Annotated in this window: 25 protein-coding genes; 12 read left to right on the top strand and 13 right to left on the bottom strand. The window is 49.6% G+C overall.

Features of this window, described 5'->3' with window-relative positions:
* Window positions 1-64 precede the first annotated feature (64 nt).
* Window positions 65-529 (top strand): hypothetical protein, encoded by a 465-nt coding sequence (locus J0M34_00860; protein MBN8542798.1) that lies wholly within the window; start codon window positions 65-67, stop codon window positions 527-529.
* Window positions 529-1,044, top strand: a complete 516-nt coding sequence (locus J0M34_00855; GenBank protein MBN8542797.1) for a hypothetical protein — start codon at window positions 529-531, stop codon at window positions 1,042-1,044. The genes J0M34_00860 and J0M34_00855 overlap by 1 nt, the downstream gene beginning before the upstream one ends.
* On the opposite strand, the gene J0M34_00850 is transcribed toward J0M34_00855, so the two are convergent.
* The 6 genes from J0M34_00850 to J0M34_00825 form a co-directional block, all read right to left on the bottom strand.
* On the bottom strand, window positions 1,031-1,441 hold the full coding sequence (locus tag J0M34_00850; protein ID MBN8542796.1) for a hypothetical protein: 411 nt from the start codon (window positions 1,439-1,441) through the stop codon (window positions 1,031-1,033). The two genes, J0M34_00855 and J0M34_00850, sit on opposite strands and share 14 nt — an antisense overlap.
* Window positions 1,438-1,845, bottom strand: a complete 408-nt coding sequence (locus tag J0M34_00845; protein MBN8542795.1) for a DUF3168 domain-containing protein — start codon at window positions 1,843-1,845, stop codon at window positions 1,438-1,440. The genes J0M34_00850 and J0M34_00845 overlap by 4 nt, the downstream gene beginning before the upstream one ends.
* Window positions 1,842-2,183 (bottom strand): phage head closure protein, encoded by a 342-nt coding sequence (locus tag J0M34_00840; protein MBN8542794.1) that lies wholly within the window; start codon window positions 2,181-2,183, stop codon window positions 1,842-1,844. Before J0M34_00840 ends, J0M34_00845 begins: the two co-directional genes overlap by 4 nt.
* On the bottom strand, window positions 2,180-2,728 hold the full coding sequence (locus J0M34_00835) for a phage head-tail connector protein (GenBank protein ID MBN8542793.1): 549 nt from the start codon (window positions 2,726-2,728) through the stop codon (window positions 2,180-2,182). The genes J0M34_00840 and J0M34_00835 overlap by 4 nt, the downstream gene beginning before the upstream one ends.
* Before the next feature lie 207 nt (window positions 2,729-2,935).
* Window positions 2,936-3,289 carry a hypothetical protein gene (locus J0M34_00830; protein ID MBN8542792.1) on the bottom strand — a complete coding sequence of 118 codons (354 nt, stop codon included), beginning with the start codon at window positions 3,287-3,289 and terminating at the stop codon, window positions 2,936-2,938.
* A 215-nt stretch (window positions 3,290-3,504) separates the two neighbouring features.
* Window positions 3,505-4,695 (bottom strand): phage major capsid protein, encoded by a 1,191-nt coding sequence (locus tag J0M34_00825; GenBank protein ID MBN8542791.1) that lies wholly within the window; start codon window positions 4,693-4,695, stop codon window positions 3,505-3,507.
* A 320-nt stretch (window positions 4,696-5,015) separates the two neighbouring features.
* On the opposite strand from J0M34_00825, the gene J0M34_00820 reads away from it, so the two are divergent.
* Window positions 5,016-5,474, top strand: coding sequence for a hypothetical protein (locus J0M34_00820; protein ID MBN8542790.1), 459 nt, complete (start codon window positions 5,016-5,018; stop codon window positions 5,472-5,474).
* Here J0M34_00820 and J0M34_00815 read toward each other — a convergent pair whose 3' ends face one another.
* The 4 genes from J0M34_00815 to terL all read right to left on the bottom strand — a co-directional run bounded on the left by J0M34_00815 (window position 5,475) and on the right by terL (window position 8,295).
* On the bottom strand, window positions 5,475-6,017 hold the full coding sequence (locus J0M34_00815) for an HK97 family phage prohead protease (GenBank protein ID MBN8542789.1): 543 nt from the start codon (window positions 6,015-6,017) through the stop codon (window positions 5,475-5,477).
* The gene (locus J0M34_00810) at window positions 6,010-7,122 is read right to left on the bottom strand and encodes a phage portal protein (GenBank protein MBN8542788.1); all 1,113 of its coding nucleotides are present in this window, start codon (window positions 7,120-7,122) and stop codon (window positions 6,010-6,012) included. Before J0M34_00810 ends, J0M34_00815 begins: the two co-directional genes overlap by 8 nt.
* A gap of 186 nt (window positions 7,123-7,308) precedes the next feature.
* Window positions 7,309-7,713 (bottom strand): hypothetical protein, encoded by a 405-nt coding sequence (locus J0M34_00805; GenBank protein ID MBN8542787.1) that lies wholly within the window; start codon window positions 7,711-7,713, stop codon window positions 7,309-7,311.
* Between the two features lie 87 nt (window positions 7,714-7,800).
* Window positions 7,801-8,295 (bottom strand): phage terminase large subunit, encoded by a 495-nt coding sequence (gene terL / locus J0M34_00800; GenBank protein MBN8542786.1) that lies wholly within the window; start codon window positions 8,293-8,295, stop codon window positions 7,801-7,803.
* Window positions 8,296-8,731: 436 nt separating this feature from the next.
* On the opposite strand from terL, the gene J0M34_00795 reads away from it, so the two are divergent.
* Window positions 8,732-10,018 carry a hypothetical protein gene (locus tag J0M34_00795; GenBank protein MBN8542785.1) on the top strand — a complete coding sequence of 429 codons (1,287 nt, stop codon included), beginning with the start codon at window positions 8,732-8,734 and terminating at the stop codon, window positions 10,016-10,018.
* Here J0M34_00795 and J0M34_00790 read toward each other — a convergent pair.
* Window positions 10,015-10,911, bottom strand: a complete 897-nt coding sequence (locus J0M34_00790; GenBank protein MBN8542784.1) for a hypothetical protein — start codon at window positions 10,909-10,911, stop codon at window positions 10,015-10,017. The genes J0M34_00795 and J0M34_00790 overlap by 4 nt on opposite strands.
* Before the next feature lie 44 nt (window positions 10,912-10,955).
* Here J0M34_00790 and J0M34_00785 point away from each other — a divergent pair, with 44 nt between their 5' ends.
* From J0M34_00785 to J0M34_00775, 3 genes are all read left to right on the top strand, one after another.
* Entirely contained in the window at window positions 10,956-11,753 is a 798-nt protein-coding gene (locus J0M34_00785; GenBank protein MBN8542783.1) for a hypothetical protein, read from the top strand.
* A gap of 86 nt (window positions 11,754-11,839) precedes the next feature.
* On the top strand, window positions 11,840-12,112 hold the full coding sequence (locus tag J0M34_00780; protein ID MBN8542782.1) for a hypothetical protein: 273 nt from the start codon (window positions 11,840-11,842) through the stop codon (window positions 12,110-12,112).
* A 53-nt stretch (window positions 12,113-12,165) separates the two neighbouring features.
* The gene (locus J0M34_00775; GenBank protein MBN8542781.1) at window positions 12,166-12,903 is read left to right on the top strand and encodes a hypothetical protein; all 738 of its coding nucleotides are present in this window, start codon (window positions 12,166-12,168) and stop codon (window positions 12,901-12,903) included.
* On the opposite strand, the gene J0M34_00770 is transcribed toward J0M34_00775, so the two are convergent.
* Window positions 12,887-13,195, bottom strand: coding sequence for a hypothetical protein (locus J0M34_00770; GenBank protein MBN8542780.1), 309 nt, complete (start codon window positions 13,193-13,195; stop codon window positions 12,887-12,889). The genes J0M34_00775 and J0M34_00770 overlap by 17 nt on opposite strands.
* Window positions 13,196-13,940: 745 nt before the next feature.
* Here J0M34_00770 and J0M34_00765 point away from each other — a divergent pair.
* The 4 genes from J0M34_00765 to J0M34_00750 all read left to right on the top strand — a co-directional run bounded on the left by J0M34_00765 (window position 13,941) and on the right by J0M34_00750 (window position 15,526).
* Window positions 13,941-14,477, top strand: coding sequence for a hypothetical protein (locus tag J0M34_00765; protein MBN8542779.1), 537 nt, complete (start codon window positions 13,941-13,943; stop codon window positions 14,475-14,477).
* A gap of 128 nt (window positions 14,478-14,605) precedes the next feature.
* Window positions 14,606-14,779, top strand: coding sequence for a Flp family type IVb pilin (locus J0M34_00760; GenBank protein MBN8542778.1), 174 nt, complete (start codon window positions 14,606-14,608; stop codon window positions 14,777-14,779).
* 61 nt (window positions 14,780-14,840) lie between these two features.
* Entirely contained in the window at window positions 14,841-15,011 is a 171-nt protein-coding gene (locus tag J0M34_00755) for a Flp family type IVb pilin (protein MBN8542777.1), read from the top strand.
* 17 nt (window positions 15,012-15,028) lie between these two features.
* Complete coding sequence (locus J0M34_00750; protein MBN8542776.1) at window positions 15,029-15,526, top strand: GNAT family N-acetyltransferase; 498 nt, start codon at window positions 15,029-15,031, stop codon at window positions 15,524-15,526.
* Here J0M34_00750 and J0M34_00745 read toward each other — a convergent pair.
* On the bottom strand, window positions 15,501-16,280 hold the full coding sequence (locus tag J0M34_00745; GenBank protein ID MBN8542775.1) for a hypothetical protein: 780 nt from the start codon (window positions 16,278-16,280) through the stop codon (window positions 15,501-15,503). The two genes, J0M34_00750 and J0M34_00745, sit on opposite strands and share 26 nt — an antisense overlap.
* A 253-nt stretch (window positions 16,281-16,533) precedes the next feature.
* Between J0M34_00745 and J0M34_00740 the strand changes: the two genes are divergently transcribed.
* Complete coding sequence (locus J0M34_00740; GenBank protein ID MBN8542774.1) at window positions 16,534-18,183, top strand: calcium-binding protein; 1,650 nt, start codon at window positions 16,534-16,536, stop codon at window positions 18,181-18,183.
* The last annotated feature ends 10 nt before the right edge of the window (window positions 18,184-18,193 follow it).

Here is an 18,193-nt window from a genome sequence, read left to right as displayed (position 1 = left end):
AACTGTCATATTCGATTTGCCTGCATAAAAAAACAGGCTTAAGATGCGGCTTATGCGTGGAAAAATGCGAATTCATATTATGGCAATCGGGGCGATTACCGCTATGGTAACGATCATGTACGTCCTATTCGGCCCAAGTACCGAGAAACCACAAGAAGCCGTTTTTGCAGGCAGTGACTATGTACAAATCAGCAGTGCTACATGGGGCATGAATTGCAACCCACACGTCGCACACGCCATCGAGCGCGCACGTATTGAGCGCGCGCAACTTCCGCCCGAGAAACGCGACAGCATCCCCATCCCAAAGCACATCACGCGCAACAATGCCCTCACCCACATCAGCACGCTATGTAATGGTAAAGCTATCTGCACGTTCCTAACAGAAGCCGATATTGTGGGATTCGATCCCATCTATTCATGCTTCAAGGAGCTGGAAGTCAGTTATCGCTGCTACGATATTGACCGCCTGCGTCATGCAAAGTTCCGCCAAGGCGAAATGACCCGCCTTGATTGTAGTGCCGCACGATAATGGCCGCCTATCTTTCAGGACGTTATTGGTGGTTAGGCATCGCAGCGATAGTCGTTTTCACATTATTACTTTTTCATGCGCTCAACAAAACGGTTACCTCGCCGCCATCGTCTAAAAAACCCGTACAAATAGTAGCGCCCAAACCCATTACCAAGCCTGCTATACCTACACATCCAGTGTTAGATTTATTTAATCCAAGCAGCGCATCCATCAGCCAAGCACAAGCGATTAGTCGCACGCGTGGTCAGTTGGAGCAGCTACTGGTCATCAGCATTATCCTGCACCAATGCGGCCTTATTTCCGACGGTGAAAAAACCAATATTTCCAACGCAGCCCAAGCTTACGCTGTACGCAGCAAACTGTTCAACGACACCAATCTGCTCATGCATGAACTGAATGCATCAGCACAAAAAACCTACGAATTGGTCTATGCCAATACCAAGTGCGATGAGCCATCACTTGAGCAACTCAAATCGCAAACACTGGCGTGGCAATCAAATTTTATGGCTCCGTAATACTCACTAAGCCTGTAGAAGTAAGCCCCACCTCAACCTCTAGCCCATCATCGTCGCTAACAAATTCTTCATAGCGCTCAATTTGCATATTACCTTCAAGAATTGCGCCACTAGCTAGAGTCAGCTTGGCGCGAACTTTCCCATCATTCAGCGCTGCTGTGCGCAGGCGCGCTTGCGCCGTGTGTGAGGAGCCGTAGAGCTCTAATGTCATGTGCCAGCGCCGCAACTGTGTTTCACTGAATCGCGCCCAATTATCACTAGCAATGACGTCTACGTCACGCACATCATGTTCTAATCTAAAGCGGCAACTACGAATGGCCTTGAGTGCAGCAAATCTCGGCGTTTCCAGCACTTCGCTGATTGCAACGCTTATCCCATTTCCTGCATAGAATGTCATACAATCTCCTGCATCAAGAGAATGGTCACACGCATGCTGCCCCGCAGAGTTACTGCATCGATTAGCGTTTCGGTCTCAGCGCGCGAGCAGCGTGAAATAATACATTCATACCCAGAAACCGTCAGAACACTCTGGTGCAGCAAAGCATAAAGACGTTCCAGAATCAGCAGTACCTCCTTGCGGCCTTTGCTGCGGCTGAATACCTCAATATCTAGCGAACAGCGAACCGATATCGTATCCGAGGCAGGCACATCATTCTGGTCGCCATCACCAATAACAACGTAGGGAAAGCTTGTATTTTGTGGCACGCTGTCATGAATTCCCTGAATCATACTCATGAGTAGCGCATCACCATTAAGACGCGCGAATAGTGCCTGCTGTAACTGATAAAGTGGCAAGCTCATGCCTCACCTCCCTCATAAGCGATCATTTCAATCGCGCTTAAACTCGGCACAACACCGTGAATATGTAAGATTCTTCCCTGCCATTGCAGGCGCATCTGCGTGTTCACATCACTGCGCTTTCGCATAACAATGCGATACGCATTCCGCGCTTCGCGTTGCGCGGCAATCACTTGCTCGCGCGCAGACCCAGATAGCGCAATCACTTGCGCAAATACCGTTGCCAGATCCGTCCAGCTCTCGCTATTACCACCCAGCCCATCACTTGTAAGTGTACGCGATTGAATCACCACACGCTCACGCAGTCGTGAAGCCAGCCCGCTAGTTTCATCGCGTATCATAAGCTAATTTCCTTGTAAGGGTGATAGGCCTGCAGCGCCATTGCAGGCATAGGAACGCTCATCTCGCGCTGCTCATACATTGCCGCTACATGCTGTAAGATACCTTGTCGAATCAGCCCTGGCATTAAGCTGGCTGTCGCACCATATCCCGCATCATAGGTAATTTCGAAATGAAAGCCCGTGCGTGGTGAAACTATATGTACGGCGCGCTTATCAATCGACAAACGATAGGCACTCGTATCGAGTGTTGTGCTGCCGCCTGCTTCAGTTTTTTCAACGATACTGACAATACTCTGCACCAATCCATAACGTAACGTCACACGCTCAGGCAGCCCATCTTCAAGTGTCATTTTCCAACGCTGTGTAATGAACGACGTGCCTAAATACGCCTCCGCCGCTTCACGCGCCGCCACAATCATTAATGTGATGAGCGCATCATCCGTTGTATGTTCGACGCGCAGATAATTCTTCGTTTCAGCAAGCGTAACTGGTTCACTTGCAGGCGGCGTAATACGCTCAATAGCATGAGTAATAGATGTGCTCATGATGTATCCTTTCATGTCGTGAGTGTGCAAAGTTGCAAGTCGTGCAAAGAGTAAGAATCGCGCGATAGGCGCAGGAACACAGGCAATTTCATCCGCATAGAAACGGCGCAGCCCTATACCACGCTGCCAGCAAACACTGTCATGCGTGAGTCGTACGTAATACATGGGAGTACACTCGCTCGAAGCTAAGCAGTACTATTCAGCGTACTAGGCGTCGTAGGGTTTTTTTGTGGCCAACGATTTTGTGAGTTCAGACGCCACTTCTTGTGCGCTCTCACTATCAGGAATAGTCAGCATTGATTCGTGATTGAATCCATACTCGGTTTCCATCCGCGCTTTAACTTCATCGGTAGGTTCACCCGTTCCCGCTTCAACAATGATGCCATATTCTTCAGGATAGAAAATACCGCTTTTCTGCGCAGCCATGAATTCTTCCAAACGGTCAGCACGCACGGCAACATAGGCATAAATAGGCTGACCATCAGGGTCTTCCCCGCGCACCAACAGCACGCAGACAGTTTTCTCTGCCAGTAGTTTTTCCGAACGCGTTAAATCGCTCACGAAGTTACTCCATGTTGAGGCATCCTAGCTTTCCAGCCATTTAGCGTCAATCGAGTGCGTTCGCAAGGCATGAATCCTTGGTTATTCCAAGCCCCCTGTGGCTTTGAAGTCTCGGGGTGAGCCATAGCCCACCCCGCCAATCCGCATTGAGAACCTACCTGTATGGGGGATAATACACGGCGGTTGCGGTTTGGATGCTTAAGCGATGGCCGAGATTAGACAGCCAGCTTCAAGAGCTTCACTGCTTCCGTGTTTACCACTTCGCCACCAACACGTTTCGTCGCGTAGAACTTCACGAATGGCTTAGCCGTGTACGGATCACGCAGCAAACGCACGCCCACACGGTCAACAATCAAGTAAGCCGATTGGAAATCCGCAATCGCGACCGAGAGCGAGCTAGCCGCAGGCGCAGGCATATCGCTTGCCAGTGCCACAGGCACACCAAGCAGCGTATCAGGCGTGCCTGCCGCAAGGCCAGGCTGCCAGAGATATTGGTTGGTGGTTGCTTCTTTCAGCAGACGTACAGCCTGAACCGTCGTGCGGTGCATCAGGAATGTTGCACGCTTCGCATGATCATCCTTGAGCGCATAGTATAGTTTGATCAAGCCATCCGCCGTTACCACAGCCGACGTACCTGAATTGATTTGCTCAATCTCGCCAAAGTTGGCGCCTGCAGTGTAGCTCAGGATACCTTTTGGCTTGCCCGAACCATCGCCTGAAACGAACGCCGTTGCTTCCAAACGTGCGAACTTCTCAGCAATGCGCTGCGCAACCCACGCTTCAATATCAATCGATGCATCATCAATCAGCTTTTGAGTTGCCTGTGGCTGTGCATACATTTCATGCACTTCAATGCTGTTCTTGCCAATCGCAGGCGTGTTGGTTTCAGAGCGCGCCGCCGTTTCCGCAACCCATGCGGCAGACATTTCGCTCGTGTCCTCAATCACGTCCAGACTATCACTCGAGATAGTTTCCACACGCGCAAGCGCACGTAGCGGCGAAGTTTCTTTTATCGTCGCCATAATGCTTTCCGACATCTGGTTCGTTACCAGATAGCCGCCATCTGCATCCGTACCAACCGAGAGCGCCTTCAATTGAATTTGCTCTAAGCCTGCGTCCATACCCTTGCGCAAGTAGTTACGAAATGCTGACTTGTACTCCGACGCATCTTCGAATGACTTGCCCGAAACATCGCCACCCAAACGACCATGCACCGTTTCAATCTGATCCATGCGGCGCTTATTATTATCGAGTGCATCACTGATTCGGCGTAGGTGTTCTTCGTAGAGCGGATCAGCATGGCCCTTGCGTTCGATTTCTTTCAAGCGCGCATCATTCACCTGCTTGAATTGTTCCCACGCGTTGCCAAGCGAATGCACGCGTTCGGTGATTTCTTGAATACTCATATCTCTTCCTTTCGATTAAATTGGTATCCACAGCCAGAAAATCGGCCGTTTTTTCGGATAAAAACTTTGGATACAAATGGTTAAACACAGACACAAATATTAATAAAATTTGAGCAAATTTTAATTTGTGTTAATTTTATGGCTATGTTACGGTCAAATTAAGTTAACGTTTGGTAACTAATTTGTTCAGCGTTAGTTCCGCCGTTAACGAGGTGCTAAAAAAAGTTGCATTAGCGTCTTTTCTTAGCGTAGTCTTATCCGCCCTTCTTCTAGGGTAGATAACAACAAGGCTGTAAGGCCAACATCGGTGTTAAAGCTGTATGCAAGAATTCTCGCTACCGTCTGGAAAAACGATTCGCGCTGTCTCTAGCTCCAATCCCGAATTTCGCAATCAAATCGCCGAGCATGTCGCGCGTGCCTACTATAACATACACGGTCTGAACATTACCTCGGCCGATCCTCAATGGACTAATACCATCATCGCCGCTTGCATGCAGCTCTGCATGGAAGATCGCGCGCATGGCCTCACCTCACGCGAACTCATCAATCTTTTCCAGAACGTCATTCGCATCAGCGAAGAGCACGTACGTGAATCAAAGCGCCATGCTGCAATGGCAACCAACGTATTCTACCTCAAAGAGACGGCGTTAGATTCTGCACTCTACGAACAATCGCTTGCATCACATTATCAACGCGCGACCACTATGGTAGTGGGCATGCAAGTTTCGCATTCTGGTCGTGTGCGCCTCGCACCTGCCGATGCTGACGACGCAGCATAGTCACTTCAAAACACGCAAGCTATAATCCAACGCATCAGCGAGTTTTATCAACGCACCACTGCGTATAAGCGCCGCCGCATCTGATTTAACAACTGTAACTTGCGCTGCCGCATTCGCGGGGGTTGTGACTAAACTAATTTCCCATAAGTCTACGCTTTGCAGGTGTCGTACGCCCGTGTCGGGGTCGTGTTTCCAGCGTCCTGGTGTATATCCAATACTCAATCCTTTGACCACACCCGCTTTGAGCAACGCATAGGCTTCTTTAGCGCGGGCGATCTCCATCAATAATTGGCCTTCAATATAAAGTCCGCGCGCATCTTCAAAGATGGTCGTCAACACACCAATCGGCTCGTCCCATAGATGTTGCCAAAGCAATTTGATTTGACCAGCGCGCTTTTCAAGTGTGAATGCAAATGCACCAGGCATCACCATATCATGCTGGCTATCCACCACACCGAACACACTCGCATATCCAGCAAACGCACCCGCTTCGCTGAGTGTTTTAATTTCCAATACAGCATGCAGTCGATGATGATTACGCATCGCCATCTCCCAACCCCAAGATTCTACGTTTCTCCGCATCACTCAAGAAGGAGGCATTGCTCACACGCGTCCAAAGCGCGTCGCGCTTAGCTGCAATCGCGGGAATTGCTTCAGCATCATAACCAACACTGAGCGTGTTTGAGAACATCGGCGTCAGCCAGTTGTTTAATGCATCCACTAAGTGCTGCAACGTTGGCAAAATGGTCTGCTCCCAAAGCGCCATCCGCGCCTCCACCATATTCGCATAGGTGTTATCACCTGGAATCCCGAGCAGTTGCGGCGGCACACCAAACGCCAACGCAATATCACGTGCACTTGAATGTTTGATTTGGATAAAATCCATATCACGTGGCGAAAGGCTCATTTCTTTCCATTCCAGACCACCTTCAAGTAGCAATGGTCTGCCAGCATTTGCTGCGCCCGAGAATTGTTCATCAAGCTGCTGCTTGAGTCTTACATACTGCGGTTCACTTAAATGGCCCGTGCCACCATCACCTGCTTTTACCATAAGCGCACCTGTTGGACGCGCACCATTTTGCAAAAGCGTCTGATTCCACGCTCCGCATTGGTTATGCTGGTCAATACTATAGGCGGCTGCCTCTACCGAAGACATGCCATACCAATCATCCAGTGGATGGAATTGCTTGAGGTGCAGAATACGCGATTGCCCAGTTACCCTATCGACGGGGAAATCAACATGCGTTTGCCCGACCGTATAACGGTAAGCTTTTGGAATGCCGCCCTGCCCCGCGATGATCGCGACACGGTCGGGTCTGAGTGCATAAAGCTCAAGGGGCGCTTCACCTTTTGGTCCCACCGCATGCAGGTACGCATTCCCTGCAATCAATTTATGCGTGATGATCGCTTCCACTAACTCAGCACCACCCTGCATCGGATTCGGGCGGTTCAGTAACGTCAGTAGCGGGTGCTTATCCAACAACCTTGTGCGCGCACGGCCGCGCTCACTCACTTGCCATGGCACACCTGCAATCGCCGTTGCGATCATGTTGCACGCTCGGTGCGCAATCACATTTCGTTTATACCCTTCCTCTGCGAAGCGCCCATAATCACGGCGCATCCACACAGGCTGCGATGGTGAAATCATGAATGAATGATGAGAAGAAAAAGACTTTTGCGCATGCGATGAGCGCGCGCGAAAACTTGAAGCCAATGCTGAAAGAAGCTTTGCCATAACACCTACATTTGAATGGGGGGAGATACAGAAATCTCAGTCTATATTTTGTTTGTACGCGACGATGAAATGATCCGGAAGGGGGTGTGTCGCAAAAAATTACACGGCTTTATCAAGTGACGCCGTTTTCACAGGCCCCTGATGCTCTACATGCTGTGCACGTGTGTGGGGAGAATGAGTTACATGTGGCGCAGAGAAATCAGCATCAATAGGAATGCGCCCTTGCTCCGATTTCATTTTTTCTTTTACCTGCGCGCGCATGGAGGAATAGCTGGCCACGCCGCCAAAAAACACGCCACCCAATACCATTCCAAGCAATGAACTAAGACCGCGATAACCCATATCGCTATTCATCTCACCGAACTTGCCTACCTGCCGCCCGATGAATGCGCCAACCAGTGCAAACAGAGCTGTGCTGATAAGCACCGACGCGTCCGGCCGAGCAAATGCTGGGTCACGATGAATCGCCTTCGTCTTAACCTCATGTTCTTTCAGTTCTGCCATAGCCTTCGCTAATCAGATGATTCCACTTTGGATTCTAGCAACATTTAGTGCCCTGAAATGTGAACATTATGTGACGATTTCAATAACCTACAAACTGCGAATCCGCACATCTCCTTGCATATGCTTGTCGCGTACCCAGTTTAGGTACTGACTAAAAGCATCCACCTGATCATCATGCGGCACGTTGGGAAATGCGGTGATTTCACGCTCAAAATCCGCCAGCCACGCCGCATGGTGTGGTAGCGCAACCTTACCTGCCTCAATCATCGCACTGACCCGCGCAAGTCGTGCAATCTTGTCCCCTTTAGGCTGAATCGCCAGCACTGGCCAATGGGTTTCCACGCGCAAATCCTGAACAAGCGACTGACCACTGGCCTTATCTTCTACCAAGATAACTTCTGGTAAAAACTGCTCGGCATGGCTGATAATGAGCCGCTTTAAGGCAGGATATTCCAGCCGCACTACCCGCATATCCAAAAGATAATGAATGCCATTTTTCTCACGGAAAGTGGCGCAGGCACTAGCATCATTGCCCTGCCCAGCCTTAATCGCCGTATCCCAAGATTGTACGATTTCAGACATTATGTGCCTCAAATTAAGGTTTTTTTAAGAGGTGGCTGGCAGGATAAGAAAAAATATAGAGGATTTATGGTAGTACCAGCGCATATTCTAGCAACAATAGAAAACATCTTGGCGTCCGAGGGGTAATTACTCCGAACGTGACAGAGATGGTTTGCCCGCACTACACGGCATCACTGCACAAACATGGATGGAGTGGGTCAACGAACATAATCTAGCTCGAGATCCAGCGACAGGCCGCCAGAGGGATATCACAAGAGCGGAGGCCGCATCAGACCTTACAACAATATGGCAAAACAGAAATGCTAGCGGTGGTGGAAGATTCACCGGCATATCAGCAAGTGATTTTCGATCTGTATACTTCCCTGAAATAACCTATCAAACATATTTCGTAGATGCTGGGCTAACAGAGCTAAACAGCAACTACATTGAACAATACATGACAGAAATTGCCTACCATCGTGGTGTTGGTTCGGCAAAATGGTCAATGCTGTATGCGACTGGCACTGTGCCACGTCATGCCGACCCCTTGCTGGATAGAAACCTCGACATTCGCGGAATTTCAATGGGTGATGCGGTGGATTTAGCAAATGGCTTTCTAGCCTCAGGCGCGAATAGAACTACAGTGGACGGAGCAGCGCCAATTGATAGACAAGCATTGTCGCGTTTATATGGGCGATTACGTGTCGCTAAAATGATGCAAGAATCACATTTTGTCTCTGACGGCGAAGCTGGGGAACGTGCTTACGGTCTGTTTAGACGAGCATTTGAATTTCCATGGCCGCCTAACCTAAGCATCGATAATCCAGGATTAGATCCAGAATTAGATCGTCACTGGCTCAGTGCGTATAATCGCTTTAGAGAACTCTATCAGGGCCGAGAGAACGGTACATTATCACGTGCCGAATTTAACCGCCAAATCCGTGAATTCTCTGACAACTTGATGCGTGATCCAAATTCACCTTTAAACCAAGGAATTACTGTTGCAACGCTGCCTAGTAATATCGCCGTCTGGGATGGAACACAGCGCCCATCGCCTCCTCCCACCATTACTGCTCAAGCACCCCAAGATCGCGTACCACCAACATCACCTCGCTTACCACCAACATCAACGGCACAACCGTTTGTTGTAAGCCAGACAGATCCAACAGTTACTACCGCACCTACATTAGACACACGAAGCAGAGCGTTAGTGAATGACCTCCTTGAAAATATACATGGCATGCCGCCGCAAACAGCAGGCTATCAAGAACATCTCGCAGTTATTGGACGAGTATTTGCCGAGCGTAATGTCAATATCATCACCATTGATGAGACATTGCCACAAGGATCAACCCCAGTAGGCGATGCATTTGTGCTATCCGATATTATTCCAGCAGTCTCAGATTATGGAAATGTAACCGTCAATAATGATCACTGGCTTTATACAGATACAGGCGCTGGCGGAGCATTAGTCAATGAGTTTGGAGCTCCTATCACGCGAGAAAATAGTGGTAGCGATACTGAAACCGCATTAATGCGAGCCTTCGAACAATTCTATCGCCAGAATCCTGGTGGAATCATCGACAGAAGTTCTGCAATACCCGCACGTAATATTGAGATTCAAATGTACCAAGGTCCTGATGGGGAAAGAATCGCCATAGTGACGCCTCTTTCTCGTGCAGAAGTCGTTAGCAGAGCAGATGACATTGTATACAATAACGATACCGCACCACGCCGCCGCTAAAACCTAGCAAACCATGCTAGCTTAATCATACCATCATCTTCACCAACAGGTGCTTGCTGATATTGCGCATTGAAGTTCGCACTGCCTAATTCGCATTTTACCTGCTCCAACATTTCGGCATCTTCTCGCGCGGCATGCAGCACCTCGCCAACCTCACGCGTTTTTGTAAAACGCCCACAGGTGATGGTAGTTCGCGCCGTCGAGATAGCTGGTAACGACAGCACTTCCCATCCCCCTCTTTGCATGAGATACCCACTCAAATCTTCCGCATGCAGGCGCTGCATCACCACCACAATCGCACCGCGCTTTTTATCATCAAGACGGCTTGCAAATGTGTGATCAAACCACTGGTTTGCCGCTTCACGCATGGTGCGTTGCTGTGCTTGCAACGGGTTTAGCGGGTCATCCACAATCAGGATATTTCCACCCTCCCCCGTCGCCGCGCCACCGACCGACGTAGCAATGCGGTGCCCACGCCGCGTAGTTACAAACTTGTCTTTTTCATTTTGATCATAGGCAAGTTCTGTGTGCGGGAATATCGCGCGATACCACGCGGACTGCATCACTAATCTACAATCCGTCGAGTGCTTAATGCTTGGCGATTGCGCATAACTTGCCACCATGAGTCGCGTGCGCGCATCTTGCCCTAATAACCAAGCCGGCCAAGCAACCGACACCGTAATCGATTTCAGCATACGTGGCGGCATATTGATAATCAGGCGTCGTATCTCGCCCCGCGCACAGGCATCTAGGTGAGCAGCAATTGCATCAATATGCCAATTATGCTGGTAACGTGCAGCAGGCGATACGGTGGCTATAACCATCCGCAAGAAGCTGCTAAAATCGCTACGTGCGGCAAGGCGCAACAATTTCTGTGAAACGTGAATTGTCATAAAAACGTCATATTATCCCTAAAAACCCTGATTATAATGCCCTCATGACACGCACCCCCATCACTGACCCACGCCATGTTGCGCCGACCGAGCGCCCTAAACATGGGCTGCCGCGCGACAATGAAGACATTGTCGAGGAGATGTTCGCCATCTCGCGCGAACTCGTTGTGCCTATCACGGGTGATGATAGCGCCATCAAACGCGCCGAAGAAAAACTGACGCAAAAAAACTGGGCCGAGCGCACGGAGTGGAGCGAGTTGGGCCAACTCACCCTTGATAGCAAGACCACTAATTCGTCTAGCGACGGCTCAGGTTCAACCACTACTCGCAGTATTCAACTAGGCGGCAACACCAGTATTTCTGAGGTACGCAATCGTGGCTTCTTCAATTTGCAAGCCGCATTTGAGCGTGGTCTAAAAACTGAATTCGAAGCCGAACTCGACGCAACCAAAGAAGTCATCGAGGCAGCGCAAGCAGCAGCACGCGAAGCACTCGCTGCTATATTACCGCCACAAGCATTCTTGTTCATCCCGCCAGATGAACTATTTCGTGCCCAGCAAGAAGCCGAGCGTCTAGCGCGTGAATTCGCCAAAGAGTCACTCAATGTTCAGAAAGCGCCCGACAAAGACGCCATGAGCAAAGGTGGAAAGACGGGTGATCTCAAACGCAGCCTAAGTAAAAAATTACGCGGGTTGAGCCTTCGCCATGACGGGCGGATGCACATTTATCCATTCAACGAACAATATGCGCCAGAGACAGGCATTACCCCCGTCGCTAAGATTGAAAGTCGTCACCAATCCATCGTTGGTGGCCATGGCCGCGCCCAGATGGGAACGGGCTAATCGCGTTGAACATGCTAATGTGCTTGAAATATGAAGAACTTATCACTACACTCATTGAAAATTAGAATACGAGAGACAGAAGGCCGATGACCGATACGAAACGAACATTCGTTGACCAGATTATCGCCAAAAAAGGTCATTTAATTCATAAGCTAAAGGCGAAAGACACCACAGGTCGCTGGGCCTATTATTTCGTGCTGGTCGAAGCTCCTCGCGAGCAGGCATTCCTGAAATCGATCGAGGGTGATGGCATCATTGATCTTGAAGATTACGGTAAGGTTATTGCCTCCTGCTACGGCGAGGAGCCCAACCAAGAAATCAAGGACTTTCTCAAAGAAAAATACGGATTTGAAGTCTAATAATCTGCGTATCCTTGTTTGAATTTATTCCCCCAGCGTGATAGAATTAGCACATGCAGCCATGGCCCAATGCGTATGACTTTGAAACCTTACTCGCGCATTTCTTCGAGTTGCACCCACTACATGGTCCTCATCGCAAGAAGCTAACAGAACTCGTCCGCAAGCACGCGCACGGCATTCTTGAACACCCAGATGTAAAATACATGCCTGCCTTCAAAGTCATGGATTTGATTTCCGAGATGGTCACCCATGCTGCCGATATCGACGCAGAAAAGCAGTTGCGTGAAATCGAAGCCGTTAAATGCCTGGAAGCAGAGTTTGCCACCAACGCGCCGCTTCTGCGCAGCTTTGTGCTCGAGGCCGCACTAGAGCGTGCACGTTACGAACCTCTCATGTTGATTGGCGCATTCGATGATGCCACCACCCACCGCGCCAGTCTTCTAGACCGCAGGTGGCGTGCCATGCGCGAAGCTCATACCCATGTTCACCCGCTTCCAGAGGCGTGGCTACACGCACTCGATAATGCGGTAACGCTAGTCATTAGCGCTTCTACATTCCGCGAATATCGTGTTGGGCCATTACTTCAAATGTTTGCTGAAATGCTGCAATATGCACGTCAACTCCATGAGCACCACATGCCGATTGAAACACTCGCTTCTCACATCGACGAGAAGAGTTCACTCTGGAAACGCTATAAGCTCAAAGCAAAGCGCTTCCGCGAAACAGAAGCCTCGCAAGCGTTTGATACTATCCCCACACAAAACCTAAATTTCCCTAAGCACCTTCAGTAGGTTTTTGCTTTTCTAACCACGCTTCCAGCATCTCAAGCTCATGCGCTTCAATACGCGTTATGTCTGCTACATCAGCCTCGGGCGCATCGTGAAAGTGCTGCCGTAACTCAATCAGCAGCGCGACTAGCTTTTGTAAATTCGCAACCGCCGAGTCCTTCGTACCAAACAAGCGCTCCCAATGTTCAGGCATCGTCGCGGGCGAGTCGATACCTTTTGCTAGTGTTTCCAAAAGCGCTTTCACCGACTTACGTGTGCTCTGCCATACCTCCTCCATTTCGGGCGAAGGCTGCATAGTTTTTTTGCGGCTCGTGATTTTCTTAGTAGGCGTCTTTCTGGTAGATTTTCGAGGTGCCATAATACCTTTCAACAATGCCACTTCCTGAAAAGTGCATGTGGGCCATACGGTGGATAAGCTGGGGATTACCTGTGAAGGCAGACTATATTATTGATTCTAGATTAGCTGAATAACATCTGGAAGTCCCTGAAAGCAAAATTTTTCCTATTTCTGGTTGAGTAAACATTGGTTAAATACAACCATCAATTGTATGTCGTAAGAACATACACAACTCGGCAAGGCATATCGTGGAATTATTGACTTCACAGGCTTCTGCTCTGCGGCCCACTCTTGGGACGCCAACATCCATTTATTCACGTCACTTACCACCCCAAGGAGGCATTATGTTTGCATTCGATTCGCTTTCGCATGTTCCGCATTCGGCAATGGATTATTCGCCGTCACTTCCTTTTTCAGATCACGAACCATCCTTATGGAAGGCGGTTATCACCCAAGCGTTAATGGATGCAGCAAGCAACTCGCATAAAGATGATGCGGGGCGTGCCAAGCGTGATGCAATTGCATGGTTACTGAATGACTCACCCGATTTCGAATATGTCTGCGACAATGCAGGACTCGACCCATCTTATGTTCGCCGTAAAGCAATTGAAGCAATAGGCCGCAATTGCCGTTGGCGCTTACCCGCAGGCGAAGGCTGGCGCAGTAAACAGCGCGCGCCAACTCGAACTGACGGCAGGTTAGTATGGCATTTACCACGAAGCGAGGGCGCCCCAAAACGGAGCGCCCAGCAACCGATATGGGCACACCAGAATTACAATTTAAGCGCGCCCATGGCGTCACGGATGAGGCAATTGATCTTTGCTTGCAAAAAAATATCATCAGCGAGGAGCAACATTGGTGTGGCTTACATTTACGTTGGCTCTATACACTGCGTTATGGCGCACCAAGCATTAGCTCAACGCTGCGCACGCTTTATGATGGCGCCACCATTCGCCCCGATGATCCCACATGGCGTAGCGCGCGTGAAGCCGAATTCGCCGATGCAGTTACCATGCTACATGCGCGCGCATGCTATGCTCCTGTCGCATCGCTCGCTATCTTTAATGAGCGACCACGATTCCTCAATGCAGCCTACCGCGAGGCTTTGCTAAAAAAATCTGATTTGCGCACGGCGATATTAGATGAATATCAGCGCATAATCGAAGGCCTCACACTACTGCAAACCCATTGGAAACTGCCACAAATTCAAGGTGCTGTTACACGAGCGCAACAACCCTAAATATATTGTATTTTATAGTTATTTTAGATTCTATTTGTTTGCAAGTCGCCCCTGATTTTGCTATAAGGTTCGTAGCTGGCATATCAGCGTAACCGTCCGCAAGGACTATCTCTTAAGGGAGCCTACTTATGTTAAAATTCTTCCGTTCTTTCGCACAGAACCAATCAGGCGCGACCGCAATTGAATACGGTCTGATCGCTGCATTGATTGCAGTAGCTGCAATCGTTGCTATGACTCAGATTGGTGACAACCTTGAAGGCACCTTTACCAACGTAGCAGACGAGCTCGCGAAAGGCTCATAATCTGCCTAATGCCTGCCCGCCCCTTTCATAAAGGGGCGGGCACAACCAATAAGCAGACCACATGAATTATTTAAAAAACAAATCTGGTGCCACGCAAATTGAATACGCCTTTATCTGTGCACTAGTTATTCTTGCCGCAATCGCTGGCTTCCTCGCATTAGGCGATAGCTCTACTGCTGTAATTGACGGCGTAGAAAAAGATGTTACCCCCGTCTTGAAACGCGCTAGCTAAATCATATATACGAGGGCATGACGCTCTCAATTCTTCCATACAAACCTGATTACCAACCTTACTTCGACCGCTATAATCGCGCGTGGATTGCCAAGTATTTCTTTGTCGAGCCGATTGACGAGCTCGTCCTCAGCAATCCCGATGAGCACATCATTCAGAAAGGTGGCGAACTGTGGTTTGCGGAGATGAATGGCAAGATTGTGGGCTGCTATGCAATGATCGCGCGTGATGATGGCAATTTTGAATTCAGCAAACTCGGTATCGCGCCAGAAGCAAAGGGCCAAAAGCTCGGACAAAAATTATTGCATCACGCCTATGCGCGCGCCAAAGAACGCGGTGCAGAGAGATTGATTATCTACACGCATTCCAGCCTTAAAACTGCCTGTGAACTTTACGAGCAAGAAGGCTTTGTGCCAATGCAGGTCTGCGCTAGCGAAAAGAATCGCTATGCGCGTTGCGATACGCTCTTGGAGCGCACTCTAGGCAACACTACCGTATTTGCTGAATCTGCTTAATCGCCGCAATAATTTGCGCTTTAATATCTTCAGGCGACGCGCCCAAACCATCCAGCATTTGTTGCGAAGCAGGTGAATTACTGGTTTGCAAAGCATTAAGTGATTTCAGCGCCTGATTGTAGTACACCGCCGCCGCCGCATTTTGCCCACTACCAGCATACACGTTACCAAGCGAAAGCTGCGAGGGTAATCCAAACGCACCCATCGAAGCACCCTTTTGCATCCACTCCATACTTAGTGCTGGCTGCGAGCGCATGAGTTGTTGCGAGATCGCGAAACTATCGAGCGCTCCTTTCAGCATTCCCATTTCACCACCACCCGTTGGTATGCTGGAAGGTCCTGTTTGCATCAACGAATCAAGTGTGGGCTGGCCACTTACCAATCCACTCTGCGTCAGTGATTCTTTTGCAGCGTCGACTTGCTCCGTGAGATTCACCAAACCCATACGTGTTTCGCTGTTAGCCCACTGCTCGTCAAAAGCTTGCTCGGCGTCAGAAAACCAGTTGCCAATACCACCACCAAACCCTTCAAGGCTTCGGTCCACGCTGCCCATAAAATTTGTAACAGCGCCGCAAATACTTTGCCCACTGACTCCCACGCTATTCGTCACAGAATAACAAGCGCTACCCGCATTTTTGACATGGTCCCAAACAGTTGGCAGCACGCCCGTAGCGTATAATGCGCCTCCAATGAGGATTAGGCCAAACAACCCACCACCACTCGAACGCTTACGTGATTTGAAAAAAATGCCCATGAGATGTTGAGTATACTGATAAAAAAGCAAAATTCGAGAAGTCTTGCATTTAAGCTAAATGCACCCAGATTTTAACCAATAATTAACCACTATTTTTCATCTGTTTTTATTATTATAAATCAATGGATTAAAACCGTAACAAAAGCTTCACATCTCTCTGGTTGAAGAATGTCTAAAATTGTAGTAATTAATAATTATTAATAAACCAACATGGGCACAGCAGGAATAAAGCCCGAACAGGACAGAGGAATTTATGGCTATCATTTTCGGTAACGATGAGAATAACGCACTGAACCAGCTCGGTGGCCCAAATCTGATGTGGCAAACATGGTTTAGCACTTCTGGCCTCACTGCCGCTAACCGCCCTAGCAATACCCTGCTCGGCGCAGCATTAGCACATCAAACCCCTCCTGCTCCTACGGGTGTTAACACAATTAACGCACCAACTGGTACAGTTGAAGGCGTATTCCTCCCATCCACCACTACCGACGTGGATGGCACCGCAAATACCCCAGTAACGGTTAATGCCTACGGTGGCAGCAACGAAGCTGAAATCATCAATGCTACGGGCACTGGCATCGTAGTATTCGCAAATGGCGGTAACGACTACATCACCAGCAACGCAACCTATTCAAACGTGTATGCAGGTGAAGGCAACGACACCGTAGTATCAACGGGCGCAGCAACCTACATCACGGGTGATAATGGTAGCGACCTTATCTACTCAACGGGCGGTTATAATACCAACACCACCCAGGCAGAATTCCGCTACAACACTTGGGGCGGCTTCGGTAACGACACAATCGTTGGCGGTGAGCTCAGTGATTACCTCGCAGGTGGCGAAGGTGATGACGTACTCATCGGTAATGGTGGCAACGACGTTCTTCATGGCGGCCTTGGCAACAACCTGTTCGATGGCGGCGACGGCAACGACACCGTTTACGCTGGCAGCGACGTAAACCAAAGCAGCACGATTTACGGTGGTAACGGCAACGACCTCATCGGCGCAGGCCTCGGCAACGACCTCGTTTATGGTGGCACAGGCCACGATACGATTTATGGCGCAATCGGTAACGATACTATCTTCGGTGACGATGGTAATGACGTAATCGGCGGCGACGAAGGTAACGACTCGCTCAATGGCGGTGCGGGTGAAGATGCGATTTATGGTTGGACTGGCAATGACACCATCTACGGTGGCGCAGGTTCAGATACCATCGGTGGTGACCAAGATGATGACCGTATCTTCGGCGAAGATGGCAACGACTTCCTCTACGGCGGTGATGGTAACGACTCTATCGTTGGCGCAGAGGGCGACGATTTCATCTCTGCTGAAGCAGGTAACGACACGATTTGGGCAGACACAGAAGGTAGCGAGAATGGCGGCATCGGTCGCGACAGCGTCTTCGGTTACGGCGGCGATGACGTGATTTACGGTGGCGGCGGTAACGACGTACTGTTCGGCGGCTCAGGCGCTGATACCGTTTACGGTGGCGATGGTGACGATTACGTATACGGTGCACGCGCTCAGCTTAGCGACGGTGGCCAAAGCGATGTTCTCGATTTCGGCAACGACTTCCTCTACGGCGGCAATGGTATCGACTGGCTGCAAGGCGGTGGTGGCGACGACCAAATGTGGGGTGGCGCAGGTAACGACCTCTTCCTGTTCCGTAAAACCGATGCTACGGTTCCAGCAAGCGGCAACGACATCATTCATGACTTCACCATTGGCCAAGATAAAGTTTACCTTGATGGCTATGGACTCAACTTCAACGCCCTGATGAACCAAACCCAGAATATCGCTGGTGGCGTAATGATTACGCTCGATGCAAATACTACCATCACCTTGGTGGGCATCACCAAAGCACAATTAGCAGCAACCAGCTTCTTGTTCTTCCAATAGACAATACTTA

The organism is Alphaproteobacteria bacterium (genome assembly GCA_017302575.1).
Classification (GTDB): domain Bacteria; phylum Pseudomonadota; class Alphaproteobacteria; order Rickettsiales; family UBA3002; genus JAFLDD01.
Note: the sequence above shows the minus strand (reverse complement) of the source record. Positions and strands in the feature narration are given on the sequence as shown.

What these genes read in the sequence shown, in the direction of transcription:
- J0M34_00855 (MBN8542797.1), top strand. Translation starts at nt 529, where the DNA reads ATGGCCGCCTATCTTTCAGGACGTTATTGGTGGTTAGGCATCGCAGCG.
- J0M34_00815 (MBN8542789.1), bottom strand. Translation starts at nt 6,017, where the DNA reads ATGCGTAATCATCATCGACTGCATGCTGTATTGGAAATTAAAACACTC.
- J0M34_00850 (MBN8542796.1), bottom strand. Translation starts at nt 1,441, where the DNA reads ATGACATTCTATGCAGGAAATGGGATAAGCGTTGCAATCAGCGAAGTG.
- J0M34_00770 (MBN8542780.1), bottom strand. Translation starts at nt 13,195, where the DNA reads ATGCAGCCTTCGCCCGAAATGGAGGAGGTATGGCAGAGCACACGTAAG.
- J0M34_00765 (MBN8542779.1), top strand. Translation starts at nt 13,941, where the DNA reads ATGGCATTTACCACGAAGCGAGGGCGCCCCAAAACGGAGCGCCCAGCA.
- J0M34_00785 (MBN8542783.1), top strand. Translation starts at nt 10,956, where the DNA reads ATGACACGCACCCCCATCACTGACCCACGCCATGTTGCGCCGACCGAG.
- J0M34_00810 (MBN8542788.1), bottom strand. Translation starts at nt 7,122, where the DNA reads ATGATTTCACCATCGCAGCCTGTGTGGATGCGCCGTGATTATGGGCGC.
- J0M34_00860 (MBN8542798.1), top strand. Translation starts at nt 65, where the DNA reads ATGCGAATTCATATTATGGCAATCGGGGCGATTACCGCTATGGTAACG.
- terL (MBN8542786.1), bottom strand. Translation starts at nt 8,295, where the DNA reads ATGTCTGAAATCGTACAATCTTGGGATACGGCGATTAAGGCTGGGCAG.
- J0M34_00760 (MBN8542778.1), top strand. Translation starts at nt 14,606, where the DNA reads ATGTTAAAATTCTTCCGTTCTTTCGCACAGAACCAATCAGGCGCGACC.
- J0M34_00845 (MBN8542795.1), bottom strand. Translation starts at nt 1,845, where the DNA reads ATGAGCTTGCCACTTTATCAGTTACAGCAGGCACTATTCGCGCGTCTT.
- J0M34_00820 (MBN8542790.1), top strand. Translation starts at nt 5,016, where the DNA reads ATGCAAGAATTCTCGCTACCGTCTGGAAAAACGATTCGCGCTGTCTCT.
- J0M34_00840 (MBN8542794.1), bottom strand. Translation starts at nt 2,183, where the DNA reads ATGATACGCGATGAAACTAGCGGGCTGGCTTCACGACTGCGTGAGCGT.
- J0M34_00740 (MBN8542774.1), top strand. Translation starts at nt 16,534, where the DNA reads ATGGCTATCATTTTCGGTAACGATGAGAATAACGCACTGAACCAGCTC.
- J0M34_00790 (MBN8542784.1), bottom strand. Translation starts at nt 10,911, where the DNA reads ATGACAATTCACGTTTCACAGAAATTGTTGCGCCTTGCCGCACGTAGC.
- J0M34_00795 (MBN8542785.1), top strand. Translation starts at nt 8,732, where the DNA reads ATGACAGAAATTGCCTACCATCGTGGTGTTGGTTCGGCAAAATGGTCA.
- J0M34_00755 (MBN8542777.1), top strand. Translation starts at nt 14,841, where the DNA reads ATGAATTATTTAAAAAACAAATCTGGTGCCACGCAAATTGAATACGCC.
- J0M34_00805 (MBN8542787.1), bottom strand. Translation starts at nt 7,713, where the DNA reads ATGGCAGAACTGAAAGAACATGAGGTTAAGACGAAGGCGATTCATCGT.
- J0M34_00745 (MBN8542775.1), bottom strand. Translation starts at nt 16,280, where the DNA reads ATGGGCATTTTTTTCAAATCACGTAAGCGTTCGAGTGGTGGTGGGTTG.
- J0M34_00750 (MBN8542776.1), top strand. Translation starts at nt 15,029, where the DNA reads ATGACGCTCTCAATTCTTCCATACAAACCTGATTACCAACCTTACTTC.
- J0M34_00825 (MBN8542791.1), bottom strand. Translation starts at nt 4,695, where the DNA reads ATGAGTATTCAAGAAATCACCGAACGCGTGCATTCGCTTGGCAACGCG.
- J0M34_00835 (MBN8542793.1), bottom strand. Translation starts at nt 2,728, where the DNA reads ATGAGCACATCTATTACTCATGCTATTGAGCGTATTACGCCGCCTGCA.
- J0M34_00780 (MBN8542782.1), top strand. Translation starts at nt 11,840, where the DNA reads ATGACCGATACGAAACGAACATTCGTTGACCAGATTATCGCCAAAAAA.
- J0M34_00775 (MBN8542781.1), top strand. Translation starts at nt 12,166, where the DNA reads ATGCAGCCATGGCCCAATGCGTATGACTTTGAAACCTTACTCGCGCAT.